We start from the raw sequence: 22,268 nt of genomic DNA, 5'->3' as shown, positions 1-22,268 counted from the left end.
CGACCCGATGTTCAAGTGTGCAGGGCGCGCCTTGCAGCTTTAGAGGCATTGCCATTACGCTGACTTTAGTACTATGATTGAGTACGCACTCATTTAAAGACCTTTTTCATGGCCCGCCCCAAAAGCGAAGACAAGCGCAACGCCATCCTCGATGCTGCCACCCAGGTGTTCGCCGAGCAGGGCCTGGCTGCGCCTACGTCCAAGATCGCCAAGGGCGCAGGGGTGGCCGAGGGTACGTTGTTCAACTATTTTGCGACCAAGGACGAACTGCTCAATGCGCTCTACCTGGTGATCAAGGGCGAGTTGCGTGAGGTGTTGCTCAGTGGCACGCCTGCCGATGACAGCCTCAAGGCACAGTTGCACCATGCCTGGAGCCGTTACGTGGCGTGGGGCGTGCGTTACCCACACAAGCGCAAGGTGTGCACCCAATTGACGTTGTGTGACCGACTCACCGAGGTCACCCGCGCCCAGGGCATGCAAGCCTTGGCCGAGTTGACTCAACAAATCGACCTGTGCGTCGCCAGTGGTGCGTTGCGTGATCATCCGCCAGCGTTTATCCCGGCCATACTGGGGTCGTTGGCCGAAACCACCATGGACTTCATGGTCAAGGAGCCTGCGAGTGCCGAGCGTTACGCACAAGCAGGTTTCGAGGCGTTCTGGCACGCCATTGCCGCGTGATTTTTATCTTATAAATGAGTGATTAATCGCTCATTATTAACCGAGGGTCGCTTCATGAGTACTTTCACCGTTGCATCGCAAATCGGTAAGCGCGCAGTGATCACCGGCGCCACGGGCGGGTTGGGGTACGAGACTGCCCTGGTATTGGCAGGGGCGGGCGCCGATGTGCTGCTCACCGGGCGCAACGCGGCCAAGGGTGCAGAGGCGCTCAAGCGGATCCGTGCGATACACCCCAAGGCGAACGTGCGCTACGACCATCTGGATTTGTCCAGCCTGGCCAGCGTGGCGGACTTCAGCGCGCGCTACGCCTCAGGGCATGACGCGCTGGACTTGCTGATCAACAATGCCGGCGTGATGGCGCCGCCGACTCGCCACGCCACCGCCGATGGCTTTGAACTGCAGATGGGCAGCAACTACCTGGGCCATTACGCGCTCACGGCCCAGTTGCTGCCGCACTTGCGCAAGGGCCATGAACCACGGGTGGTCAACCTGAGCAGCATCGCCCACCGCAACGGCGCGGCCATCCATTTTGATGACCTGCAATGGCAGCGCAGCTACAAGGCCTGGCCCGCGTATTCGCAGTCCAAACTGGCCATGCTGATGTTTGCCTTCGAGTTGCAGCGGCGCAGTGATGCCAACGGCTGGGGGCTGATGAGCAATGCCAGCCACCCAGGGTTTGCGCGCACGGCGTTGCAAAGCACCGGGCCGCAAATGGGCCGGGGCCAGAGCAAGTCGCTGTTCTGGCAGCTGTCGTCAATACTTGAGAAGTTTGCCTCGCACTCGGCTGCAGAAGGTGCGCAACCGACCTTGCTGGCGGCGACGTCGCCCTTGGCCAAACCGGGCGGCTATTACGGCCCGCAGGGCTTGATGGGGTTGAAGGGCGCGCCGGGTGAAGCATCGGTGGCGGGCCCCGCCAAGGATCTCGCGGTGGCGGCGCGGTTGTGGCAGGTGTCCGAGCAACTGACGGGCGTGCGTTGGTCTGAAGGAGCCTGATGATGAAGGTATTGCTGTTCGGCGCTACCGGCATGGTCGGCCAGGGTGTGTTGCGCGAGTGTTTGTTGGCCGACGATGTCGCCCAGGTCACGATTGTTGGTCGCAGCCCATCGGGCCTGGGGCACGCCAAGTTACGCGAAGTGGTGCTTCCCGACCTGTTTGACTACCGGGACGTTGCCCTTGAAGGCTTCGATGCTTGTTTCTTCTGCCTGGGCGTATCGTCGGCGGGGATCAGTGAAGCGCAGTACACGCGCCTGACCCACGACTTGACCCTGGCGGCTGCCCAGGCGCTGGCAAGGCTTAATCGGCAGATGACCTTCGTATACGTCAGCGGTGCCGGTACCGACAGCAGCGAGCAAGGCACAAGCATGTGGGCGCGGGTAAAGGGTCGCACCGAGAATGCGCTGCTGCGCTTGCCCTTCAAGGCGGTATACCTGTTGCGGCCGGGGTTCATCCAGCCGCTGCACGGGGCGCAGTCCAAAACCCGCTCATACCGGCTGCTCTACAGCTTGATCAAGCCGCTGAATCCTTTGCTCAAGCGGATTTTGGGACGGCGCATGGCGAGTACCGAATCCATGGGCCGGGCGATGTTGAACCTGGCCAGGCACGGGGCGCCAACAGCCGTTCTGGAAGCGGCGGCTATCACTGATGCCGCCGGCTGATTCACGCCTCGCTCATCAACCCATGCAGCAACCCCAGGCGCAGCCCGGGTTCGGATGGGCTCATGCGGTCGATGCCAAACACCTTGAACACCGCCAGCATCACCGCCAACCCGCCGGGCAGCGTGCTGACTTTGTGCGGTTGAAGGCCCAGCATGCGCAGATGGTCTACCCGGCCAACCTCAAGCAACCGCACCGATAAGCGCAGCAGGCCGGCATAGGTGATGCCGCCCTGGCCATAGTCGTTCAGGCCATTGGCCTTGAGCACCTTGGCCAGCATGCGCGCCGTGCCGGACGAGCCGATCGCCTGTTGCCAACCCAGTTCGCGGTAACGCCGCGCCACCCGCTCGAACTGCAGGCCGGCCACGCGTTCGGCCTCTTGCAACGAATAGCTGTTGACGTAACCGCCGCTGAAAAACCGTTGCCCGAAGGTCCCACTGCCTATCGCCAGGCTTTCGGCCAACAAGGGGCGATTGCCTTGGCCGATGATCAACTCGGTGGAGCCGCCGCCAATGTCCACCACCAAGCGAGTGGACTGCGCGCAGTCCAGTGCCTGGGCCACGCCGGCATACACCAGGTGCGCCTCTTGGTGGCCGGTGATCACGTCGATGGGGAAGCCCAGGCGTTCTTCGGCCCCGGCCAGAAACAACGCACTGTTATCGGCATCGCGCACGGCGCTGGTCGCCACGGCGCGCACATGCCCGGCGTCGAAGTGGCGCAGGCGCTTGCCAAACCGCTCCAGCGCCAGCCAACCGCGTTCCAGCGCCAGGGTGTCGAGGGTTTTGCCTTGAAAGCCTTCGGCCAGTCGCACCGGCTCGCGTAGGGTTTTGACTTCCTGGATACACAGGCGCCGGTCACGCTTGACCGGCTGGCCGATCATCATGCGAAAGGCGTTGGAGCCCAGATCCACGGCGGCAAACAACGAAGTCTCTTTCATGGCAGTCCCTGATAGCCGAAAACACCCGGCCACGCGTCAAGAATGAGCCTGGATACTGCCACCCCGGCCATGACACTACGATGACATAGGTCAAATCCCACCGCGGTCGTTAACCAGTCCGTCACATAGGCTCACTACCATCAGACTTTTCCTACCTTCAGCGAGTCTCCATCATGCATGCGAGTACCGACACCTTGATGCGCCGCATCCACCGCGAGTTGCTCGACCACAGCGATGAAGAGTTGGAGCTCGAACTGATGGACGATGGCTATGGCATCGACGAGCTGTTTGACAGCCACCAACCCGAGACCCCGGAGAAACAGGCCCGGCGGCTGTACTTCAGCGAGCTGTTCCGCCTGCAGGGCGAACTGGTGAAACTGCAGAGCTGGGTGGTGAAGACCGGCCACAAGGTGGTCATCCTTTTCGAGGGGCGCGACGCCGCGGGCAAGGGCGGTGTGATCAAGCGCATCACCCAGCGCCTTAACCCCCGGGTGTGCCGCGTGGCCGCCTTGCCCGCGCCCAACGACCGCGAACGCACCCAGTGGTACTTCCAGCGTTACGTGTCGCACCTGCCGGCCGCTGGCGAAATCGTGCTGTTCGACCGCAGCTGGTACAACCGCGCGGGCGTAGAGCAGGTGATGGGCTTCTGCAACCACGAGCAACTGGACGAGTTCTACCGCAGCGTGCCGGAGTTCGAGCGCATGCTGGCGCGCTCGGGCATTCAGTTGATCAAGTACTGGTTCTCTATCTCGGACCAAGAGCAGCACCTGCGCTTCCTGAGCCGTATTCACGACCCACTCAAGCAATGGAAGCTGAGCCCCATGGACCTGGAATCACGCCGCCGTTGGGAGGCCTACACCAAGGCCAAGGAAGTGATGCTCGAGCGCACCCACATCCAGGAAGCGCCGTGGTGGGTGGTGCAGGCCGACGACAAGAAAAAGGCCCGGTTGAATTGCATCAACCATTTGCTGGGGCAGATGCCCTACGAGGAAGTCGAGCACCCGGTGATCGAGTTGCCGCAGCGGGTGCGACAAGAGGACTACACGCGCAGCCCGACGCCGCCGGAGTTGTTTGTGCCGTTGGTTTATTGAGGGGCGCGGTGGGCTCTCAATACCCCACGTAGTTCTCCAGTTCCTTGATCCGCTGCTCCGCCCGCTCACGCTTGCACCCGATCGCCGCCAGGGTACGAATCGTACCCGAGGCGTTGATCTGCAAGATCGTGTCGCAATCGGCCTCGCGGAACTTGATCCATGCCCGTTGGGCAATTTGCAGCTTCTTGCGCATCTCGGAGTATTTGTCCGTTTCGGTGTCTGGCTGGGTCAGTTGCTTGACCAGGTTCTGGTAAGCGACATTGAGCTTGGCCTCCACCACGTCCGCCTCGGCTTGCGCGCACTGGTTGATTTCTGGCGTGGTGGTGGCGTTGGCACAGTCGGCCTTTGGCTGGGCCGCAAAGGCCGTGGCCGAGAACAGCAGTGGGGCGAGGATCATCAAGCGAGGCAACATGGCAGTCTTCCGTGAATCGGCAGAATAAAAAGGGCCGCGTATTTTAATCGTCATGCGGCTGCGTTGAAGCGTATTGAGTCGCAGAATGTGTCGCGGTTCAGCGGTGAGCGCTCACCAGCAACAGCATCGGCCGCTCTTTTTCTTCGGCTAACGCCGGCACTGCCGCCACCTGTTCATCGGTGGGCCCCCAGTCCTCGATGTGCTCCAGCACAAAGCCGGCCTTGATCAAAGCATTCAACAGGGTGCCCACGGTGCGGTGCTGCTTGATCACGCCGTCGGCCAGCCAGTTGGTCACCCGTGGGCCTTCCAGCTGGTAGCTGTCCACCGGCCAGGTCTTGCGGCCCTGCTCGGTGACGATCCAGCCTGGCTGCCGTGACGCCATGTAGATCGGATGCTCGATGGAAAACACCAGATGCCCACCCGGCACCAGTGCTTTGTGCACGGTGGCGAACAAGCGGTCCAGGTCTGCGAGGTAATGCAGGGTCAAGGAGCTGTAGACCAGTTCCACACTGCACTCGGGCAGATTCAACTGCTCAAGGTCGGCGTGCTGGTAACTGACGCTCGCCTGGCCGGTGCTGGCCTTGGCCCGTTCCAGCATCTTGTGCGACACGTCCAAGCCCAGCACGCTGCGTACACCTTGCTCCGCTGCCCAGCGGCAGAACCAGCCATAGCCACAACCAAGGTCCAGCGCACGCACGCCATGCATGGGCGGCAACATGGCCTGCAAGGCCGGCCACTCGGCAGCACCGGCCAGGCCGTGCACCGAGCGCCCGAGTTGGCTGTAGCCATGGAAGAAGTCGGGGTCGTCGTAGATGTTTTGGGTCATGAGGGCATCGCTCCAGTAATCCTTCAGGACTGGTTACATCGTGGTAAAGGTGAGTGTCAAGGCGAAGCTTGCAGGTGAAAATAGACATTTTTGGTAAAAAATTCACTCTGGGTTGGATGTACGGCATTGCCGTATCTTATTGGCCATGTACACTATTATCGAAACAGAGACATTCAAGCGCCAAGCCGACTCTATTTGGGGTGATGGTGAGCGTCAGGAGTTTATCGTTTGGTTGGCGGCCAACCCATTGGTGGGTGACGTGGTCCCTGGCAGTGGAGGCCTGCGTAAAGTTCGATGGTCTCGTGGCGGTATGGGGAAGCGGGGCGGTACGCGGGTGATTTATTACAATACATTGGGTGAAGGTTTTATCTGGCTGTTGGTTGCTTTCACCAAAACAGCACTGGATAACCTGCCCGCATCCTTCCTGAAAAAATTGAAGGAGGAGGTTCTTGATGGACAGTGAAATGGAACAATTCCAACAGGATTTGCTGGCGTCCGTGCGCCAAATGAAAGCGGGCAAAGCGGCACGAGTGACTCACGTGAAATTATCGGAAGCGGCGCAAGCTCGTGCAAAAGTCGGGGTATCCCAAAACGTATTTGCAAAACTGCTTGGCGTCAGTTTGCGTACCCTGCAGGATTGGGAACAAGGGCGCCGCCAGCCTACAGGTGCTGCTCAAACCTTGTTGCGCATCGCCAGCCTGCACCCAGAGGTTTTGCAGGAAATGAATGCCTATTGATCATCAACCAACCTTGGCAAGGCGCCCTGTGGCTAGGCCCCGACTACTGCCTGGTCGGCGGTAAAGCCGGGCAAACCCATCGCCACGCCCATTATGCTCACCAAGCCCTGCTGGCGCTGGGTGGGGAGGTGTGCGCGCGGGTTCAAGGCTTGCCGCAGTGCGGCCCGTTACTGCTGATCGAGTCGATGCGGGAACACGAAATCCTGATTCCCGATCAACCCATGATTGCGGTCTACGCAGAGCCGCTGGCGTTTGATCTAACCGAGCTTCAACGGGCCTGCGAGCAGGCCGGGCCCGACCTTGAGCGCTTGGCCGAGCGCTTGCACCACACCCCTCGTCGCCCGCTGGACCCACGCCTGATCAAGGCAATGGAGCAGATCCGGGCAGTGGGGGAGGAGGCCTTGCCTGCCCATCACCTGGCCCGCGAGGCGGCACTTTCAGTCAGCCAGTTGGAACGCCTGTTCAGCGGCAGCCTGGGGCTTTCGGTGCGCCGCCTGGTGCTGTGGCAACGCCTTCGTCGGGCGTTGGCACTGGCGCTGGCTGGCAGCAGTTTGACCGATGCGGCCCATGCGGCAGGCTTTGCCGATTCGGCGCACCTGTCGCGCAGCATTCGCAGGCAGTTCGGCATTCGCGCTGACCGCACCGTGCGGCATCTGGCGCTACGTTTGCTCGACTAATGCCAGGCGCAAAACCAATGGGAGCGGGGCTGCGGGATGAACGTTTGGTTCGTTGCGAAAGGGCTCCGCCAATTGCTGCAGGTAGGCCACCGGGTAATCCGGGCGGTCGCCGATGCCCAGGTCATCATCGGCCAGCGGGTAATGGGGCAGGTGCAAGGCTGTCCCCAGTAGCCGATCCCAGCCACTGAAAAACAGCGCGAAATTCACATCGCCCGTGGTGCCATATTTCAGATGGTGCAACCGATGCAACGGCGCCCAGGCGAACACATGGCGCAGGGGGCCGATGCGCATGTCCACATTGCTGTGCTGCAGCAGCAATTGGATGGCAATGCTGAAGGCCAGCAATACGGCCACCTCTTGCGGTAAACCGCACAACAGCAACGGCAGCGTGCCGCCCAAGGCTTCGAGCAATTGGTGCAGCGGGTGCTTCATCAAGCCATTGAAGCCATACATGCGCTTCACGCTGTGGTGCACCGCGTGCAAGCGCCATAGCAAAGGCCAGCGGTGGCTGGCGTAATGCACCAGCGTGATGCCCACGTCCGCGAATATGATGGCCAGCAGCAGTTGCAGGCCCAGCGGCCAGTCCCCGGGCCAAAGGTGCGCACTGGGAAGCCATGTCGCCACCAGGGGGATGGCGGCCACACTGAGCACGTTCAAGGTTTCGTTGATCAGTGCATGGGCCGTGTCCCGCAGGCCGTCGCCTTGCCCATGGTTCCAGGCCGGCCGATACGGCAGCAGCACCTCACTGGCCTGTGACAAGGCAATTGCCGCCAGCAGTAACACCGGCAGCCACCCAGGCAAGCCTGCCGACACCAGTACTACCGCCCCGCCGATAAATCCAAAGAAAAACACCGGTGCATACAGGCTACGCATACCGCACTCCCTTATGTAAGAAGCACCCAGCGTCGCCCTTGCAGCCCTTGTCGCGCTTGAACAAACGGCGCAATCGCCGGTTGGCACAGGCCTGCGAATCGCGGCACAATCCCAAGCGCTTTCATCCACCCACTTGGTAATGGAACTGTTCATGAAACGTCTTTTGTCACTGGTGGTAGCACTGGCCGGCCTGCACTTGACCCCTGCACTGGCCGACGATGCCCAAACCCCGCAACAGACCACCCAAGCCTTCTACAGCTGGTACCTCAAGCGCCTGAGCCAGGACAAGGTGCCGCTGACCGACGACGTCGCGCGCATGCAAACCTTCGCCGCCGACAGCCTGCTCAAGAGCATCGATCAACAGGCCAAGGCCGAAGGCGGGTTGGAAGAGGACTACTTCATCAAGTCCCAGGACTATGACGAAACCTGGCTGACCCACATCAACGTTACCGAGCAATCGCTCAAGGGCGTGGTGGCCAAGGAGAACGTGGTGTTGGGCACGACCCAAGACAATGCCCAGGTGCTGAACGTGTCGTTGGGCAAGGACAAGATGGGCTGGCGGATTACATCGGTGGAAGTGGTGCCGACGGAGCAGTGATCGCTACGCCGTCGGGGTGTGGTTTCTTCGACCAAAGCCACATGGCCCGGACGTTCAAGAGAATCGTCGGCGTGACCCCTGGCGCCTTTCGCGGATAAATCCGTTGCTACAGAGCACTCGATGCCCCTGTAGGAGCGGATTTATCCGCGAAAAGCCAATGCCACGGCAGCCGCTACACTGGCCCGCGGACTGGTCAGCACGTGCAGGCCAGGCGGTTCATCGTGAGTTGCCCCTGCCATCGAGGCTTGCGCCAACGCCACTACCTCGGCACCTTCCTTAAAAGCTATCGCCACCGCAGTCCTGATTCTTTCAAAGTAGCGCTCCCGCTCACCGGCCTTGAACAGCGCCCAAGCGCCGTCAACTAAGCGTACCTCCACCCAAGCCCCGGTTGCCTGCGCCGCCGCGTTAAACAGCTCACCCGTAGCCGACACCGTGGAAGGCGCCGCACATAACACCACCACCCGTTGCCCACCCTGAACGGCTGCCACCGCCAATGCTGCATCCGCTCGCAGTATCTGGGCCTGCCCCAAGCCATCCACCACAGGCCCCAGGCTTGAACACGTGAGCAGTACCGCAGTGTTTTCCTGAGCCAGGCGATGCAAAAGCGCGCCGGTTTGCTCACGTAATTGGGCCGTCAAGCCTTCAGCCTCAACCGCTGCCAGCAAATCCGAACGTACCGTGTGTACAAGCATTTCAGGCGCTATGCCCAAGGCTTGCGCGGCAGCGTCGAACACCGCGATATTGCTGTCATGGGTATGTAAACACGCGATGCGTCTGATCGCACTCATGGGCGCCCCGGTGCGTCAGCTACCCAAGGCTCGGCTAACACCAACTGCAACACCTGCCCATTCGCCAACTGCCACTCATAAAAATCCGAAAAGTCCTGCCGCACCAGCGCACGGATTGTCTTGCCGACAAAACCATGGGCCACCAACACCACCACTTGGCCAGGATAAGTCGCTACCAACTCGCGTAACCCAAGCGCCACCCGCGCCACCACCTCGGCGATGGATTCACCCTGCGGCGGGCCTGCGTCCCATTGCCGAGTGATGTTTTGCGCCCATAGGTCCGGGTAACGCGCCTTTGCTTCAGCCTGGGTCAGCCCTTCGAACACGCCCACGTTGCGCTCGCGAAAATGCTCCAGCGTATGCAGCGGCAGTTGCAAGGCTTGGCCGAGGACCTCGGCGGTTTGCCGGGCACGTAATAACGGGGATACGACGATGGCATCAATGGCCGTGGGCAACTGATCGCGCAAGGCCTGGGCTTGCTGGATGCCTCGCTCGGTAAGGGCGGGGTTCAGGGAGCCGACGTAGCGGCCCTCGGAGTTGGGTGCGGTTTCGCCGTGCCTTGCGATGTAGAGCTGCATTGGCATCCGTCTCAAGCGAAGTGGGAGAGGGGGATCGTAGCGCGACCGGGCGCGCCACGGCCAATTATGAAGATTGCAGCCCACTACAGGACGAAACCCCAACGCTGGCGTAAGCTGACTGAGACCCCGCATCCCCCCGGCTTCCAGTCCCCGGAGACTGAACACATGAAGTTGAACCTCAAAGTGATCCTCGTCGCCAGCGCCTTGCTGCTCAGCGCTTGCGCCGGCACCAACCCAAGCGCTTGCTACACCGAAAACTGTCGCGCGCTGGATGCGGGCAATACCAGCCAAGCCACAGGTGGCACGCACCTGGGCAGCAATTTCAGCCAGTACAGCTATGGGCTGATGCACGATTAAAGCTTGGCAGTTCTCCTGCGCTTGGCCTGTGACAATCGAGCGCGGTCTGCTTATCCTGCAAGTCCAACACCGCTCTCTCATCGTCCGAAAGAGGGGTGATGCCTTTGCCTGGAGATGCAGTCATGAAAAAAACACTCGCCCTGACCTTGCTACTCGTCGCCTGCGGCGCGGCGAACGCCGCCATCCCGTTGGTTAACGCAACCTGTCCTGGCAAGATCCAAGTGCACGCCGACGAAGGCGGGCCGATCTACATCAACGGCAAGGAAGGCAAGCTTAAAACCTTCAACCAAAATTACTACGAGGCTCAGGGCAGCGGCGTGACCATCTCCTTGAGCATCAACCCGGACGGCTCTGCAGATGTTTCCTACACCGGGAAGAAAAAAGCCCATGGCGTCTGTGAGGTCAAGAAGGGCTGAGGGAGTCGCTGGCCAGCGTTCGATCAACCAGACGAATACTGTTGCGCCCACCGCGCTTGGACTCATACAGCGCAGCATCTCCTTGCTCGATCAAGGCCGCCAAACTGGCTGGCGGTTGGTCAAACAGGCTGGCGCCGATACTCAAGGTGACCGCCGCAGGGGTGGTGAACGTTTGCGAGGCCACCTTGTGGAATTGATCGCGCAAGGCACTGCCCAACTCCACGATCCGCTCGCTCGACGCATCATTGAGGAGGATGACGAACTCGTCGCCGCCCAGTCGAGCTGCCAGCGAACCTTCCGGCAGCACCGTGCGAATCATCTCGCTCAGGGTGATCAGCAGTCGATCCCCAGCCGTATGCCCATACAGATCGTTAACCAACTTGAAGTTATCGATATCGATCAGCAGTAACGCGCCCGGCTTGGTGATCGACACTTCCCTCAACAACCGTGGCGCTCGCACTTCCAGAGCGCGGCGGTTGTACAAGGCGGTCAACGGATCACGCGCAGCCAGCCGTTCGATGCGTTTTTCCCGACGGTGGCGCTCGGTGCCGGTCATCGACAGCGCAATCAACATGATCGCCATCGCACCCTCTACCAGCGAAACTTTGATGATCTCGCCACGAAACGCCGCCAGGTCAATCAGCGTGCCGGGTATCACGACAGACAATGCCTTCACCGCGTAGAACAGCCCATGCACCAGCAACACATAGCGCAACTGCCCGGCGCCCACGCTGAGCGACTTGCCGTGAGGGCGCAGCAGAAAGCTGGCACGGATGGTCACCAGGGCCACCAGCAGTGAATTGGCCACCAGCATCACTTTCGACCACGACGGTTCATCCGGCAACAGCAGCAATACCCCCCAGGCCACGAACACCAGGTACCACCCACGCGACAGGCGCGCCCCGGTAAAACGGGCCACACCCAGCAGGAAAAGGAAGTGCGCCGTCACCAACAAGCCGTTGGCAAACCAGATACCCACCAGCAAAAGCCCGCTGCTGCGCAGCAAGGCGAGCGTGGAGCCCACGGTGATAGTCGCAAACCCCGCGCTCCAGAACAGCAGCGAAGGCTCGCGAATGCTGCGCCACTCCACCGCCAAGTACAGTGCGGCGGCCGCTGCCAAGGCAATGGAAAGGGTCAACAGTGTGAGTGGATCTAGCGCCATATTCTGACGGGCCTGCCTGGGTTACGGTAAAGGTGTGGATTGTATGCGTTTGGGCCAGGCTTTCGCAGGGCACACGTCGCTTGGATAGGTACTTGGCGCGAATGTTGAGCCGCGTCAGGGCTTGAGGATTTTATGATAGGTAATGAATTGCGCTTCCCGCTCATACCCCAGTGACTCGTACAGCGCCTGGGCCGCCTTGTTGGCGTGCGCGGTATCCAGGCTGATGCGCTGGGCGCCTTCGGCGGTCAACGTGGTGGTCAGGTGAGTCATCAGCACCCGCGCGAAGCCTTTTTTCCTTGCAGCGGCCGCCACGTAAAGATCGTACAGCCAGTAAAACGGTTTCATCTCCAGCGAACAGATCGCCGGGTACAACTGCGCAAAGGCCACCGGTTGCTGATCGTCATCCAGCAGCAGAAACACCCTGGAGGCATTCTTTTCGAGGTTGCCCTGGATAAATCCCCGTGAAGCGGCCAGGTCATCGGCCAGTTCATAAAACACACGGTATTCGTTGAACAATTGGGCGACGCGGTCAACGTCCTTGAGGGAGCATTCGATGACTTCCATGTGAGGGGCCTGCCTGTCGCAATCGGGTTTAGGGTTCAGTGTATACCGGCGTCTATGCTTCAACGATTACACGCCACGAGAGATCGAGATGGAATATCGGGTTCGCCTGGCAGCAGGTGAGGATGCAGAAGCGATCAGCCAGGTCATCGTGGCGGCGTTACGTGAGACCAACGGTTTGGACTACTCGCCTGAGGTTATCGCGCGCGTGGAGCAAAGCTTTACCCCCCAGGCGATCAAGTTGCTGATGGCGCGGCGCGAGGTCTACGTAATACTCCGCGGCCCCTTGGTTGCCGGGACAGCCAGCCTGGATGGGGATGTCGTTCGCAGCATGTTTGTAGCGCCAAACGATCAAGGCACCGGGCTTGGCAGGCAACTGATGACGGTCATTATGGCGAGCGCTCTGAATGCAGGAGTCGAGGTTTTGCGGGTACCGTCTTCCGTCACCGCGCAAGGCTTTTATGCCAAGCTGGGCTTTGAAAAAGTGCGCGATGAGCACCACGGTGAAGAGCGCACGGTTGTCATGCAGCGGCGGTTATGTGGGGGCGGATTGATCCGCGAAAAGACCACTGCGGTATGTCAGATGAATCGTGGCGGTCTGTTCGCGGATGAATCCGCTCCTACAGGGGGGTAGCGAGTGGTTGTGGGGGGCTCATCGCCGGCAAGCCTTGCGCCCACAAAGCCAAATCGCAGGCACAAAAAAACCGACACTAAGGTCGGTTTCTTTGTTGCGATCCCGCTAGACGGCTCTTTCAGCTAGCCAAGCATGCGCATGATGATGTGGGCCCAGTGACGATATTCTATTGGGCTCTGCGCTCCAAATAGGGCGCTGCAGCATTCTGCCGAGTGCTGCGGCAAATCAGGGTCGATTGCTGGTTTTTTGAGGCACCTGCAATTCAGGGACGAAGGGCATGGGGGCTCGCGCTTTGCCGTTGAGGCGTTTGCTCAACTGCATGAAGGGCAACTCGACGTAGCGATAACTCAAATGTGCTGCCAGAAACGCAAGGCTGGTCGCCACCAGCGCCAGCAAGGTCGACGGCGTGGCGTTGCCCAGCCAGTAACCCGCCAGCAATGCCATGCTGGGGTGCAGCAGGTACAGCGAGTAACTCCGGGTGCCCAGCCACAGCAGGAGTGGCTGCTGCAGGCGGACGCGCTGGGTCAGCACCAGGAAGCTGCCGATGGCCAGGGCATAGGTAAACAGATAACGCACCCAGTACTCGCCCAGGCCGGTATCGAAGCTGTAGGCCGTGTAGAAGGTCGGCGGCAGCACTACGATGAAGGCCCCGAGCAGCGCAACGGCACAACGCTTACTCGTAGCGTTCGCCTGGCCCAGTATCCAGTCGCGCCAGATCGAGCCGAACAACATCAATGAAAGCCCGAGCGGCAGGGCTACCGGCAACTTGCGTTGAAGCAGCATGCGGGCCAGGCCCATTGCCAAGGCGACCAACAGCAGCCCCAACGCGCAGAGGGCGCGAAACACCGTGTTGTGGAGCTTGCCCGTCAGCATCAGGCCCAGGCACAGGGCGTAGAACACCCATTCGATGAACAGCGTCCAGTACAGCCCTACCACGTCGCTGTAGCCAAGCGCTGCCTGCAGCATGGTCAGGTTGGCAATGACGGTGCGGCCACTCGGCAGCTCCGCGTGGGTCAGCACCAACATGGCGACGAACACCGCCATCGATAGCCAATAGGTGGGATATAGCCGCAGCCCCCGCGACACGATAAATCGCCGAGCACCGCCGGGGCCTGGCTGCAGGCTGAACGGAATGACCACCCCGCTGAGCAGGAAGAACCAGATGACCCCCATCTTGCCGATGTCGAGCAGGAAGTGGTTAGGCATCGACCACGACGGCAACCAGAGGTGGGTGACGACGACCAGAACAGCAGCAATGCCCCGTAGGGAATCAAGGTAGGCGAGCCGACTCATTGCGGCACCCCGCTTTTTTCCTGGGCCAGAAATCGCACATTGATGACTATCATCGAAAACTCCTTCATAGAAGAAATCACACGCGCTCCGGGTAGGGTGGAGGCGTATCAGTGCATGACAAATCCGTGGGCCTGGCCCAGGTTGATGGCGTGGGGCAAATCGGAAGGACTGCGCAGGGGAATGGGCGCACCCATGATCGGCAGGTTGCTCTTGAAACCGCTGGGGCACGCTACCGCCAAAGGCGACGTAGGCGCAGGGTTTCAAATGCTGGAAGGAAGGTAGAAGCCGGGTCGCCTCTTTTCAAACATGCAAGGCTTTGCGGCAAAGCGATGGCGCAGATCTACTGGCGACTAACAACGATATTTAAGGCCTTACCCAATGCGCCGTCAACAAGTTTGTCAAAGAAACGACGGAGCGACCTTTTAAAGATTCTATGAGCAGGCAATGCATTGATTTATAAGTAATTGATGTGAGATTTGGTTGCAGCGGTACCGAGTCGGCCTCTTCGCGGATGATCGTATTCCTTCTGTAGGAGCGGATTTATCCGCGAAAAGGACACTGCGGTATGTCAGGCAAATTTTGTCGGCTGCTTCGCGGATGAATCCGCTCCTACAGGGCGGTCGGGTAGGGCTTCATCGCAGGTAGGGGTACTTCCACAAAGCCAAATCGCAGGCACAAAAAAACCGACGCTAGGGTCGGTTTGTTTGTTGCGATCCCGGTAGAAGGATCTCTGTTTGGTGCCCCGAGGGAGACTCGAACTCCCACTCCTTTCGAAAACGGATTTTGAATCCGCCGCGTCTACCAATTCCGCCATCAGGGCTCAATGGCGGCGAAGTATAGAGACGAGATGACCGTTGGTCAACCGCCTTTCATGGTCATTTTTTATGTTTTCGGCTAAACTTTGCGACCCTGTCAAACCGAACCTCATCATGCGCGTCGCTGATTTCTCTTTTGAGCTTCCTGATTCCCTGATTGCCCGCCACCCTTTGGCCGAGCGCCATGGCAGCCGTTTGCTGACCCTGGACGGCCCGACGGGGGCTTTGGGGCATCGTCAATTCACCGATTTGCTGGAGCATTTGCGCCCCGGCGACCTGATGGTGTTCAACAACACGCGGGTTATTCCTGCGCGGGTGTTTGGGCAGAAGGCCTCGGGTGGCAAGCTGGAGATCCTGGTGGAGCGGGTGCTGGACAGCCATTCGGTGCTGGCCCACGTGCGTTCGAGCAAGTCGCCCAAGCCTGGCTCGACTATCTTGATCGACGGCGGCGGCGAGGCCCAGATGGTGGCGCGCCACGACGCGTTGTTCGAGCTGCGTTTCAACGAAGAAGTGCTGCCGTTGCTCGACCGCGTGGGGCACATGCCGCTGCCGCCTTATATTGACCGCCCCGACGAGGGTGCGGACCGCGAGCGTTACCAGACCGTTTACGCCGAGCGGCTGGGCGCGGTGGCGGCGCCCACGGCGGGGCTGCATTTTGATGATGGGCTGCTGGCGCAAATCAAGGCCAAGGGTGTTGAAAGCGCCTTTGTGACGCTGCACGTGGGCGCGGGTACCTTCCAGCCGGTGCGGGTCGAGAAGCTTGAAGACCACCACATGCATAAAGAGTGGCTCGAAGTGAGCCAGGAAGTGGTGGACGCCGTGAACGCCTGCAAGGCGCGCGGTGGCCGTGTCGTCGCCGTGGGCACCACCAGCGTCCGCTCGCTGGAGAGTGCGGCGCGCGATGGCGTGTTGAAGCCGTTCAGTGGCGACACCGATATCTTTATTTTCCCGGGCCGCCCGTTCCACGTGGTCGATGCACTGGTCACCAATTTCCATTTGCCTGAATCCACGCTGCTGATGCTGGTTTCGGCTTTCGCGGGTTACCCCGAGACCATGGCGGCCTACCAGGCTGCAGTGGCCAACGGTTACCGCTTTTTCAGTTACGGTGATGCCATGTTCATCACCCGCAATTTGGCGCCCCGTGGTCCGCAAGCCACCGCGCCAGGGGATCACGCATGAGCCGCACCTGTCGTATGTCGTTCGAACTGCTGGCCACCGACGGCAAGGCCCGTCGTGGCCGGCTGACCTTTCCCCGTGGCGTGGTCGAGACCCCGGCGTTCATGCCGGTGGGCACCTACGGCACGGTCAAGGGCATGCTGCCGCGGGACATCGAGGCCATTGGCGCGCACATGATCCTGGGCAATACCTTCCACCTGTGGCTGCGCCCGGGCATGGAAGTGATCAAGGCCCACGGCGACCTGCACGATTTCATGCAGTGGAAAGGCCCTATCCTGACTGACTCCGGTGGTTTCCAGGTGTTCAGCCTGGGCGCCATGCGCAAGATCAAGGAGGAGGGCGTGACTTTCGCCTCACCGGTCGACGGCGCCAAGGTGTTCATGGGGCCGGAGGAGTCGATGCAGGTGCAGCGCGACCTGGGGTCGGACGTGGTGATGATTTTTGACGAATGCACCCCGTATCCTGCTGACGAAGATGTTGCGCGCGTTTCCATGGAGCTGTCGCTGCGTTGGGCCCAGCGTTCCAAGAACGCCCATGCCGACAACACGGCGGCGCTGTTCGGCATCGTCCAGGGCGGCATGCACGAAAACCTGCGCATGCGCTCGCTGGAGGGCCTGGACAAGATCGGTTTCGATGGCCTGGCCATCGGTGGCCTGTCGGTGGGCGAGCCCAAGCACGAGATGCTTAAAGTGCTGGATTACCTGCCGGGCCAGATGCCCGCTGACAAACCTCGTTACCTTATGGGTGTTGGCAAGCCGGAAGACTTGGTTGAGGGTGTGCGCCGCGGTGTGGACATGTTCGATTGCGTGATGCCAACCCGTAATGCCCGCAATGGGCACTTGTTCATTGATACAGGCGTGCTGAAGATCCGTAACGCGTTCCATCGCCATGATGATTCGCCGCTGGATCCGACCTGCGATTGCTACACCTGCCAGAACTTCTCCCGCGCTTACCTGCATCATTTGGACAAGTGCGGCGAAATGCTGGGGAGTATGTTGAATACGATCCACAATTTGCGTCATTACCAGGTGCTGATGGCTGGTTTGCGCGAGGCTATTCAACAAGGTACATTGGCCGCCTTTGTCGATGCCTTCTACGCCAAGCGCGGGCTTGTCACGCCGCCTTTGGACTGATTTCGTGACCCTTAGAGTCAACCTTTTGCAACTGGAGTGCTAAATGAGCTTTTTTATCTCTGATGCTTTCGCCGATGCGGCTGCACCGGCTGCTGCAGGCCCAATGGGCGGCGGTTTTGAGTGGATCTTCCTGGTCGGCTTCCTGGTCATCTTCTACCTGATGATCTGGCGTCCACAGGCCAAGCGTGCCAAAGAGCAGAAAAACCTGCTGGGCAACCTGGCCAAGGGCGACGAAGTCGTGACCACCGGCGGTATCGCCGGCAAGATCAACAAAGTGACCGATGATTTCGTGGTTATCGAAGTGTCGGACACTGTAGAGCTGAAAATTCAGAAGGGCGCCATCGCAGCGACCCTGCCGAAAGGCACGCTCAAAGCGATCTAAGCTCCAGACTTTTACCAATCGACGGGGCGCGCAAGGCGCCCCGCGTCTTGAACGGGCGGCGTGATGCTGAACAAATACCCTCTGTGGAAATACCTACTGATCCTGGCGGTGCTGGCGGTCGGTTTTATTTATTCCGCACCCAATCTCTACCCTGACGACGCGGCCATCCAGGTCACCGGCGCAAGCAGTGCGCTGCAGGTCAGCCAGGCGGAACTGGACCTGGCGAGCAAAGCGCTCACCGATGCCGGTATTGCGGTCAAGGGCGCGTCCCTGGCCGAGAATGGCAAGGGCGGTTTGTTGCGACTGGTCAAGCAGGAAGATCAACTTCCAGCCAAGGACGTGGTTCGCAAGGCCATGGGTGACGACTACGTCGTTGCACTGAACCTGGCCCCTACCACGCCAAAATGGTTGCGCAGCATTGGCGCGCACCCGATGAAACTGGGCTTGGACCTTTCCGGCGGTGTGCACTTCCTGCTGGCCGTTGACATGGACAAGGCGATCGACGCCCGTCTGAAAGTCTACGAAGGCGAAATCAAAACCCAGCTGCGTAAAGACAAACTGCGTTATCGCAGCATGCCGCAGGACAATGGCGCGATTCAGTTGGGCTTTGCCGACGACGCCACCCGCCAGCAGGCACGCGATACCCTGCAGAAGAATTTCGCTGACTTCGACATCACCACCTCCGAGCGAGGCGAATTGTCGGTGTTGAAGATGGCGCTCAAGGCCACCAAGGTTGCCGAGATCCGCGAGTACTCGATCAAGCAGAACTTGACCACGGTACGTAACCGCGTCAACGAACTGGGCGTGGCCGAGCCACTGGTTCAGCGCCAGGGTGCCAACCGCATCGTGGTCGAGCTGCCAGGCGTGCAGGACACCGCCGAAGCCAAGCGTATCCTCGGTAAAACCGCCAACCTGGAATTCCGCCTGGGCGCAGGCCCGGATGACTCCAAGGCGACCACCGAAACCTTCGAATTTCGCGAGGGCAACCGCCCGCCGGCAGCCGTTGAACGTGGCCTGATCATCACCGGTGACCAGGTGACCGACGCCACCGCCAGCTTCGACGAACACGGCCAGCCGCAAGTGAACATCCGCCTGGATGGCCACGGCGGCGAACTGATGAGCCGCGCCACGCGCAGCAACGTCGGGCGCAGCATGGCGGTGATCTTCATCGAGCAGAAGCCAACCACCCGTTACGAGAAGCAGACTGTCAACGGCGTTGAAAAAGACGTGGCCGTGCAGACCTTCACCGAAGAGAAGAAGATCATCTCGCTGGCCACCATCCAGTCGCCGCTGGGCAGCCAATTCCGTATCACCGGCCTGAACGGCCAGGGTGAGTCCTCGGAGCTGGCCCTGCTGCTGCGTGCCGGTGGTCTGGCCGCGCCGATGTACTTCGCCGAAGAGCGCACCATTGGCCCAAGCCTGGGTGCCGACAACATCACCAAGGGTATTCACGCTTCCTTGTGGGGCATGCTGTTCGTGTCGCTGTTCATCATGGCCATCTACCGGTTCTTCGGTTTGATCGCCACCGTGGCACTGGCGCTGAACATGGTCATGCTGCTGGCACTGATGTCGCTGCTGGGGGCTACGCTGACCCTGCCGGGTATCGCGGGTATCGTGTTGACCATGGGTATGGCGGTCGACGCCAACGTGCTGATCTTCTCGCGGATACGTGAAGAGATCGCTGCGGGGATGACGGTGCAGCGTGCAATCAACGAAGGTTTCGGCCGTGCGTTTACCGCGATTGTCGACGCCAACCTGACCACGTTGCTGGTAGGTGGCATCCTCTTCGCCATGGGCACCGGCCCTGTGAAGGGCTTCGCCGTGACCATGTCCCTCGGTATCTTTACCTCGATGTTCACAGCCATCATGGTGACCCGCGCAATGGTCAACCTGATTTACGGCGGTCGTGACTTCAAGAAGTTGTGGATTTAAGGGGCTGCCATGAAACGTACCATCAACTTCATGGGCGTGCGCAACGTTGCGTTCGCCATCACACTGCTTCTCACGGCCCTGGCGTTGTTCAGCTGGTTCCACAAGGGGCTTAACTACGGCCTGGACTTCACCGGCGGTACGCTCATCGAGCTTGCCTACGAGAAGCCGGCGGACCTGAGTGCGGTGCGCAAGGAGCTGGTCGAGGCCGGTTACCGCGAAGCCATCGTGCAAAACTTCGGCGCCACCACCGACCTGTTGGTGCGTATGCCGGGCGACGATCCCAAGCTGGGCGCGCAAGTGTCCGAAGCGCTGCAGAAGTTCGGCGGCGACAACCCGGCCGAGGTCAAGCGTGTCGAGTTCGTGGGCCCGCAAGTAGGTGAAGAACTGCGCGACCAGGGCGGCTTGGGCATGCTCATGGCCTTGGGCGGCGTATTGATCTACCTGGCCTTCCGCTTCCAATGGAAGTTCGCGGTGGGTGCCATCGCCTCGCTGATCCACGACGTCGTGGTGACCGTGGGTATCCTCTCGTTCTTCCAGATCACCTTCGATTTGACGGTGTTGGCGGCGGTGTTGGCGATCATTGGTTACTCGCTCAACGACACCATCGTGGTGTTCGACCGGGTACGGGAAAACTTCCGTGTACTGCGCAAGGCTTCCTTGATCGAGAACATCAACATCTCGACCACCCAGACCCTGCTGCGCACCATGGCTACCTCGATCTCCACGCTGCTGGCGATCGCGGCGCTGCTGTTCTTTGGCGGTGACAACCTGTTCGGTTTCTCCATCGCGCTGTTCATCGGCGTGTTGGCGGGTACCTACTCCTCGATCTACATCGCCAACGTGGTGTTGATCTGGCTGAACCTGAACAGCGAAGACCTGATTGCACCGGTCACCACCGACAAGGTGGACGATCGCCCGTAAGGCAAAACCCTTACCTGCTGTCAGCCAAAAAGGCGCGAGTATTGAACTCGCGCCTTTTTTTATGCTCCAAGGCTGGGAGAAGCGCGGGCTTTGACCCGTTACCGTAGGTCAGGAGGTTCAAGTGAACAAATCGTTGCTGGTTGGTGCAGTGTTGGGTGCTGTCGGTGTAACTGCCGGGGGTGCTGTCGCGACCTACAGCCTCGTGAAAAGCGGCCCGGAGTATGCGGACGTTGTGGCTGTAGAGCCTATCAATGAACAGATCAAGACCCCTCGGCAGGTCTGCAAGGATGTGACCGTAACCCGGCAGAAGCCGGTGCAGGATCAGCATCAGATCGCCGGCAGCGTGCTGGGTGCGGTCGCAGGCGGCCTGTTGGGCCACCAGGTGGGTGGCGGCAAGGGCAAGACCCTGGCCACCGTGGCCGGTGCAGTCGGCGGTGGTTACGCCGGCAACAAGGTGCAGGAGCACATGCAGAACAGTGATACCTACACCACCACGCAAACGCGCTGTAATACCGTGAATGACATCAGCGACAAGGTGGTGGGTTACAACGTGAAGTACCAGCTCAATGGCCAGCCGGGGCAGGTGCGGATGGATCGTGATCCGGGTTCCAAGATTCCGGTTAACAAGCAGGGGCAGTTGGTGTTGAACGAAGGGCAGCAGTCCCAACAGTGAGCCGGTAGGGGCGGTTCCATTCGCGAACCGCCCAACGTAAATCCCGCCCAAAAAAAAGCACCCCGCAGGGTGCTTTTTTTATGCCCGCCTTAAGCTTAACGCTTCAGCGAAGCCGGCAGGTGCGGCTGGATCGCCGTCAGTACTGCCTTGAAGCACTTGGTGTTGCCTGCGACCACGTGGCCCTTCTCCAGGAAGTCGTGACCGCCGGTGAAGTCGCTCACCAGGCCGCCGGCTTCTTGGATCAGCAGTGCGCCCGCAGCCATGTCCCATTCGCTCAGGCCCGACTCCCAGAAGGCGTCGTAACGGCCGGCGGCCACGTAGGCCAGGTCCAGGCTGGCGGCGCCAGCGCGGCGGATGCCGGCGGTCTGGCCGACCAAGGCGCGGAACATGCCCAGGTAGTTGTCCAGGCCGTCCAGTTGGTCGTCACGGAACGGGAAGCCGGTGCCCAGCAGGGCGCCGTCCAGGCTGGTGCGGCTGCTGACGCGCAGGCGACGGCCGTTCAGTTGGGCGCCACGGCCACGGCTGGCGGTGAATTCTTCCTGGCGAACCGGGTCCAGAACAACGGCGTGTTCCAGGCGACCGCGGTATTTGCAGGCGATGCTGACGGCGAAGTGGGGCACGCCGCGCAGGAAGTTGGTGGTGCCGTCCAGTGGGTCGATGATCCACAGGTAGTCTTCGCCTTCGCCGCTGCCCGCGTGCAGGCCGGTTTCTTCACCGAGAATGCCGTGGGTAGGGTAGGCCTTGCGCAGGGCATCGATGATTTTTTGCTCGGCCGCGCGGTCGACTTCAGAGACGTAATCCTTGGCGTCTTTTTCATCAACCTTGATGGTATCCAGGCGCTCGATGGAGCGGAAGATCAATTCACTGGCGCTGCGGGCGGCGCGCAGCGCGATATTCAGCATGGGCTGCATGGACGTTTCACCTAGGTCGTTAAAGAAAGCCGAATATTCTAACAGAAAAACTGTT

At 60.4% G+C, this 22,268-nt stretch carries 27 protein-coding genes, 1 tRNA gene and 1 pseudogene; 18 read left to right on the top strand and 11 right to left on the bottom strand.

What is annotated here, in order from left to right; genetic code table 11:
• The first annotated feature begins 108 nt into the window (after nucleotides 1–108).
• Genes L9B60_RS06025 through L9B60_RS06015 form a run of 3 tightly spaced genes read left to right on the top strand, consistent with a single transcriptional unit; the run spans nucleotide 109 to nucleotide 2,333 of the window.
• Nucleotides 109–678 carry a TetR/AcrR family transcriptional regulator gene (locus L9B60_RS06025; protein ID WP_249677212.1) on the top strand — a complete coding sequence of 190 codons (570 nt, stop codon included), beginning with the start codon at nucleotides 109–111 and terminating at the stop codon, nucleotides 676–678.
• A 54-nt stretch (nucleotides 679–732) separates the two neighbouring features.
• Nucleotides 733–1,671, top strand: a complete 939-nt coding sequence (locus L9B60_RS06020) for an SDR family oxidoreductase (protein ID WP_249677210.1) — start codon at nucleotides 733–735, stop codon at nucleotides 1,669–1,671.
• Nucleotides 1,672–1,673: 2 nt separating this feature from the next.
• On the top strand, nucleotides 1,674–2,333 hold the full coding sequence (locus L9B60_RS06015) for an NAD(P)H-binding protein (RefSeq protein WP_249679672.1): 660 nt from the start codon (nucleotides 1,674–1,676) through the stop codon (nucleotides 2,331–2,333).
• Nucleotide 2,334: 1 nt separating this feature from the next.
• On the opposite strand, the gene L9B60_RS06010 is transcribed toward L9B60_RS06015, so the two are convergent.
• Nucleotides 2,335–3,267, bottom strand: coding sequence for a Ppx/GppA phosphatase family protein (locus tag L9B60_RS06010; protein WP_249677209.1), 933 nt, complete (start codon nucleotides 3,265–3,267; stop codon nucleotides 2,335–2,337).
• 173 nt (nucleotides 3,268–3,440) lie between these two features.
• On the opposite strand from L9B60_RS06010, the gene ppk2 reads away from it, so the two are divergent.
• Nucleotides 3,441–4,358, top strand: coding sequence for a polyphosphate kinase 2 (ppk2, locus tag L9B60_RS06005; protein WP_249677207.1), 918 nt, complete (start codon nucleotides 3,441–3,443; stop codon nucleotides 4,356–4,358).
• Between the two features lie 16 nt (nucleotides 4,359–4,374).
• Here ppk2 and L9B60_RS06000 read toward each other — a convergent pair whose 3' ends face one another.
• Both L9B60_RS06000 and L9B60_RS05995 read right to left on the bottom strand, forming a co-directional pair.
• Nucleotides 4,375–4,770 carry a lysozyme inhibitor LprI family protein gene (locus L9B60_RS06000; RefSeq protein WP_249677206.1) on the bottom strand — a complete coding sequence of 132 codons (396 nt, stop codon included), beginning with the start codon at nucleotides 4,768–4,770 and terminating at the stop codon, nucleotides 4,375–4,377.
• Nucleotides 4,771–4,867: 97 nt separating this feature from the next.
• A complete protein-coding gene (locus tag L9B60_RS05995) occupies nucleotides 4,868–5,596 on the bottom strand; it encodes a class I SAM-dependent methyltransferase (RefSeq protein WP_249677204.1) in 729 nt (242 codons plus the stop codon).
• Nucleotides 5,597–5,741: 145 nt separating this feature from the next.
• Here L9B60_RS05995 and L9B60_RS05990 point away from each other — a divergent pair, with 145 nt between their 5' ends.
• Genes L9B60_RS05990 through L9B60_RS05980 form a run of 3 tightly spaced genes read left to right on the top strand, consistent with a single transcriptional unit; the run spans nucleotide 5,742 to nucleotide 7,010 of the window.
• A complete protein-coding gene (locus L9B60_RS05990) occupies nucleotides 5,742–6,059 on the top strand; it encodes a transcriptional regulator (RefSeq protein ID WP_249677203.1) in 318 nt (105 codons plus the stop codon).
• Nucleotides 6,049–6,333 (top strand): helix-turn-helix domain-containing protein, encoded by a 285-nt coding sequence (locus L9B60_RS05985; protein WP_249677202.1) that lies wholly within the window; start codon nucleotides 6,049–6,051, stop codon nucleotides 6,331–6,333. Before L9B60_RS05990 ends, L9B60_RS05985 begins: the two co-directional genes overlap by 11 nt.
• Nucleotides 6,334–6,335: 2 nt before the next feature.
• Nucleotides 6,336–7,010, top strand: coding sequence for an AraC family transcriptional regulator (locus L9B60_RS05980; protein ID WP_249679671.1), 675 nt, complete (start codon nucleotides 6,336–6,338; stop codon nucleotides 7,008–7,010).
• On the opposite strand, the gene L9B60_RS05975 is transcribed toward L9B60_RS05980, so the two are convergent.
• Nucleotides 6,993–7,883 carry a sterol desaturase family protein gene (locus L9B60_RS05975; RefSeq protein ID WP_249677200.1) on the bottom strand — a complete coding sequence of 297 codons (891 nt, stop codon included), beginning with the start codon at nucleotides 7,881–7,883 and terminating at the stop codon, nucleotides 6,993–6,995. The two genes, L9B60_RS05980 and L9B60_RS05975, sit on opposite strands and share 18 nt — an antisense overlap.
• Nucleotides 7,884–8,034: 151 nt before the next feature.
• On the opposite strand from L9B60_RS05975, the gene L9B60_RS05970 reads away from it, so the two are divergent.
• Both L9B60_RS05970 and L9B60_RS30460 read left to right on the top strand, forming a co-directional pair.
• Nucleotides 8,035–8,481: a DUF3828 domain-containing protein gene (locus L9B60_RS05970; protein WP_249677199.1), complete on the top strand. Its 447-nt coding sequence runs from the start codon at nucleotides 8,035–8,037 to the stop codon at nucleotides 8,479–8,481.
• Complete coding sequence (locus tag L9B60_RS30460) at nucleotides 8,478–8,579, top strand: AraC family transcriptional regulator (RefSeq protein ID WP_283780577.1); 102 nt, start codon at nucleotides 8,478–8,480, stop codon at nucleotides 8,577–8,579. Before L9B60_RS05970 ends, L9B60_RS30460 begins: the two co-directional genes overlap by 4 nt.
• A 42-nt stretch (nucleotides 8,580–8,621) precedes the next feature.
• Here L9B60_RS30460 and L9B60_RS05960 read toward each other — a convergent pair whose 3' ends face one another.
• Together L9B60_RS05960 and L9B60_RS05955 are read right to left on the bottom strand one after the other, a co-directional pair.
• Nucleotides 8,622–9,215 carry an Asp/Glu racemase gene (locus L9B60_RS05960; protein WP_249677197.1) on the bottom strand — a complete coding sequence of 198 codons (594 nt, stop codon included), beginning with the start codon at nucleotides 9,213–9,215 and terminating at the stop codon, nucleotides 8,622–8,624.
• Nucleotides 9,216–9,265: 50 nt separating this feature from the next.
• On the bottom strand, nucleotides 9,266–9,847 hold the full coding sequence (locus L9B60_RS05955) for a histidine phosphatase family protein (RefSeq protein ID WP_249677195.1): 582 nt from the start codon (nucleotides 9,845–9,847) through the stop codon (nucleotides 9,266–9,268).
• Between the two features lie 165 nt (nucleotides 9,848–10,012).
• Here L9B60_RS05955 and L9B60_RS05950 point away from each other — a divergent pair, with 165 nt between their 5' ends.
• Nucleotides 10,013–10,204 (top strand): hypothetical protein, encoded by a 192-nt coding sequence (locus L9B60_RS05950; protein WP_249677193.1) that lies wholly within the window; start codon nucleotides 10,013–10,015, stop codon nucleotides 10,202–10,204.
• A gap of 122 nt (nucleotides 10,205–10,326) precedes the next feature.
• Nucleotides 10,327–10,620: a hypothetical protein gene (locus L9B60_RS05945; protein WP_249677192.1), complete on the top strand. Its 294-nt coding sequence runs from the start codon at nucleotides 10,327–10,329 to the stop codon at nucleotides 10,618–10,620.
• Here L9B60_RS05945 and L9B60_RS05940 read toward each other — a convergent pair.
• Both L9B60_RS05940 and L9B60_RS05935 read right to left on the bottom strand, forming a co-directional pair.
• On the bottom strand, nucleotides 10,607–11,782 hold the full coding sequence (locus tag L9B60_RS05940; RefSeq protein ID WP_249677190.1) for a GGDEF domain-containing protein: 1,176 nt from the start codon (nucleotides 11,780–11,782) through the stop codon (nucleotides 10,607–10,609). The two genes, L9B60_RS05945 and L9B60_RS05940, sit on opposite strands and share 14 nt — an antisense overlap.
• 114 nt (nucleotides 11,783–11,896) lie before the next feature.
• Complete coding sequence (locus L9B60_RS05935) at nucleotides 11,897–12,346, bottom strand: GNAT family N-acetyltransferase (RefSeq protein ID WP_249677188.1); 450 nt, start codon at nucleotides 12,344–12,346, stop codon at nucleotides 11,897–11,899.
• Between the two features lie 88 nt (nucleotides 12,347–12,434).
• Between L9B60_RS05935 and L9B60_RS05930 the strand changes: the two are divergent.
• Nucleotides 12,435–12,881, top strand: a pseudogene (locus L9B60_RS05930) (GNAT family N-acetyltransferase); the annotation flags it as partial.
• A gap of 321 nt (nucleotides 12,882–13,202) precedes the next feature.
• Here L9B60_RS05930 and L9B60_RS05925 read toward each other — a convergent pair.
• Both L9B60_RS05925 and L9B60_RS05920 read right to left on the bottom strand, forming a co-directional pair.
• Complete coding sequence (locus L9B60_RS05925) at nucleotides 13,203–14,270, bottom strand: acyltransferase family protein (RefSeq protein WP_249677187.1); 1,068 nt, start codon at nucleotides 14,268–14,270, stop codon at nucleotides 13,203–13,205.
• Between the two features lie 735 nt (nucleotides 14,271–15,005).
• Nucleotides 15,006–15,090 (bottom strand) — tRNA-Leu (locus L9B60_RS05920).
• Between the two features lie 109 nt (nucleotides 15,091–15,199).
• On the opposite strand from L9B60_RS05920, the gene queA reads away from it, so the two are divergent.
• The 6 genes from queA (at nucleotide 15,200) to L9B60_RS05890 (ending at nucleotide 21,302) form a co-directional block, all read left to right on the top strand.
• On the top strand, nucleotides 15,200–16,264 hold the full coding sequence (queA, locus tag L9B60_RS05915; RefSeq protein ID WP_249677185.1) for a tRNA preQ1(34) S-adenosylmethionine ribosyltransferase-isomerase QueA: 1,065 nt from the start codon (nucleotides 15,200–15,202) through the stop codon (nucleotides 16,262–16,264).
• A gap of 14 nt (nucleotides 16,265–16,278) precedes the next feature.
• Nucleotides 16,279–17,394, top strand: coding sequence for a tRNA guanosine(34) transglycosylase Tgt (gene tgt, locus L9B60_RS05910; RefSeq protein WP_249679669.1), 1,116 nt, complete (start codon nucleotides 16,279–16,281; stop codon nucleotides 17,392–17,394).
• Nucleotides 17,395–17,437: 43 nt separating this feature from the next.
• Nucleotides 17,438–17,776 carry a preprotein translocase subunit YajC gene (gene yajC, locus L9B60_RS05905; RefSeq protein ID WP_249677183.1) on the top strand — a complete coding sequence of 113 codons (339 nt, stop codon included), beginning with the start codon at nucleotides 17,438–17,440 and terminating at the stop codon, nucleotides 17,774–17,776.
• Between the two features lie 63 nt (nucleotides 17,777–17,839).
• A complete protein-coding gene (gene secD, locus L9B60_RS05900) occupies nucleotides 17,840–19,708 on the top strand; it encodes a protein translocase subunit SecD (protein WP_249677181.1) in 1,869 nt (622 codons plus the stop codon).
• Between the two features lie 9 nt (nucleotides 19,709–19,717).
• Nucleotides 19,718–20,629 carry a protein translocase subunit SecF gene (gene secF, locus L9B60_RS05895; protein WP_249677178.1) on the top strand — a complete coding sequence of 304 codons (912 nt, stop codon included), beginning with the start codon at nucleotides 19,718–19,720 and terminating at the stop codon, nucleotides 20,627–20,629.
• A 121-nt stretch (nucleotides 20,630–20,750) separates the two neighbouring features.
• On the top strand, nucleotides 20,751–21,302 hold the full coding sequence (locus L9B60_RS05890) for a glycine zipper 2TM domain-containing protein (protein ID WP_249677176.1): 552 nt from the start codon (nucleotides 20,751–20,753) through the stop codon (nucleotides 21,300–21,302).
• 95 nt (nucleotides 21,303–21,397) lie between these two features.
• On the opposite strand, the gene suhB is transcribed toward L9B60_RS05890, so the two are convergent.
• Nucleotides 21,398–22,213 (bottom strand): type III secretion system regulator SuhB, encoded by an 816-nt coding sequence (suhB, locus tag L9B60_RS05885; RefSeq protein WP_249677174.1) that lies wholly within the window; start codon nucleotides 22,211–22,213, stop codon nucleotides 21,398–21,400.
• Nucleotides 22,214–22,268: the final 55 nt, after the last annotated feature.

This window comes from Pseudomonas abieticivorans, from assembly GCF_023509015.1.
GTDB classification, from domain to species: Bacteria; Pseudomonadota; Gammaproteobacteria; order Pseudomonadales; family Pseudomonadaceae; genus Aquipseudomonas; species Aquipseudomonas abieticivorans.
Note: the sequence above shows the minus strand (reverse complement) of the source record. Positions and strands in the feature narration are given on the sequence as shown.

Coding starts and splice junctions, on each gene's coding strand:
- L9B60_RS06025 (WP_249677212.1), top strand. CDS start 109: ATGGCCCGCCCCAAAAGCGAAGACAAGCGCAACGCCATCCTCGATGCT.
- L9B60_RS06020 (WP_249677210.1), top strand. CDS start 733: ATGAGTACTTTCACCGTTGCATCGCAAATCGGTAAGCGCGCAGTGATC.
- L9B60_RS06015 (WP_249679672.1), top strand. CDS start 1,674: ATGAAGGTATTGCTGTTCGGCGCTACCGGCATGGTCGGCCAGGGTGTG.
- L9B60_RS06010 (WP_249677209.1), bottom strand. CDS start 3,267: ATGAAAGAGACTTCGTTGTTTGCCGCCGTGGATCTGGGCTCCAACGCC.
- ppk2 (WP_249677207.1), top strand. CDS start 3,441: ATGCATGCGAGTACCGACACCTTGATGCGCCGCATCCACCGCGAGTTG.
- L9B60_RS06000 (WP_249677206.1), bottom strand. CDS start 4,770: ATGTTGCCTCGCTTGATGATCCTCGCCCCACTGCTGTTCTCGGCCACG.
- L9B60_RS05995 (WP_249677204.1), bottom strand. CDS start 5,596: ATGACCCAAAACATCTACGACGACCCCGACTTCTTCCATGGCTACAGC.
- L9B60_RS05990 (WP_249677203.1), top strand. CDS start 5,742: ATGTACACTATTATCGAAACAGAGACATTCAAGCGCCAAGCCGACTCT.
- L9B60_RS05985 (WP_249677202.1), top strand. CDS start 6,049: ATGGACAGTGAAATGGAACAATTCCAACAGGATTTGCTGGCGTCCGTG.
- L9B60_RS05975 (WP_249677200.1), bottom strand. CDS start 7,883: ATGCGTAGCCTGTATGCACCGGTGTTTTTCTTTGGATTTATCGGCGGG.
- L9B60_RS05970 (WP_249677199.1), top strand. CDS start 8,035: ATGAAACGTCTTTTGTCACTGGTGGTAGCACTGGCCGGCCTGCACTTG.
- L9B60_RS05955 (WP_249677195.1), bottom strand. CDS start 9,847: ATGCAGCTCTACATCGCAAGGCACGGCGAAACCGCACCCAACTCCGAG.
- L9B60_RS05950 (WP_249677193.1), top strand. CDS start 10,013: ATGAAGTTGAACCTCAAAGTGATCCTCGTCGCCAGCGCCTTGCTGCTC.
- L9B60_RS05945 (WP_249677192.1), top strand. CDS start 10,327: ATGAAAAAAACACTCGCCCTGACCTTGCTACTCGTCGCCTGCGGCGCG.
- L9B60_RS05940 (WP_249677190.1), bottom strand. CDS start 11,782: ATGGCGCTAGATCCACTCACACTGTTGACCCTTTCCATTGCCTTGGCA.
- L9B60_RS05935 (WP_249677188.1), bottom strand. CDS start 12,346: ATGGAAGTCATCGAATGCTCCCTCAAGGACGTTGACCGCGTCGCCCAA.
- L9B60_RS05925 (WP_249677187.1), bottom strand. CDS start 14,270: ATGAGTCGGCTCGCCTACCTTGATTCCCTACGGGGCATTGCTGCTGTT.
- queA (WP_249677185.1), top strand. CDS start 15,200: ATGCGCGTCGCTGATTTCTCTTTTGAGCTTCCTGATTCCCTGATTGCC.
- tgt (WP_249679669.1), top strand. CDS start 16,279: ATGTCGTTCGAACTGCTGGCCACCGACGGCAAGGCCCGTCGTGGCCGG.
- yajC (WP_249677183.1), top strand. CDS start 17,438: ATGAGCTTTTTTATCTCTGATGCTTTCGCCGATGCGGCTGCACCGGCT.
- secD (WP_249677181.1), top strand. CDS start 17,840: ATGCTGAACAAATACCCTCTGTGGAAATACCTACTGATCCTGGCGGTG.
- secF (WP_249677178.1), top strand. CDS start 19,718: ATGAAACGTACCATCAACTTCATGGGCGTGCGCAACGTTGCGTTCGCC.
- suhB (WP_249677174.1), bottom strand. CDS start 22,213: ATGCAGCCCATGCTGAATATCGCGCTGCGCGCCGCCCGCAGCGCCAGT.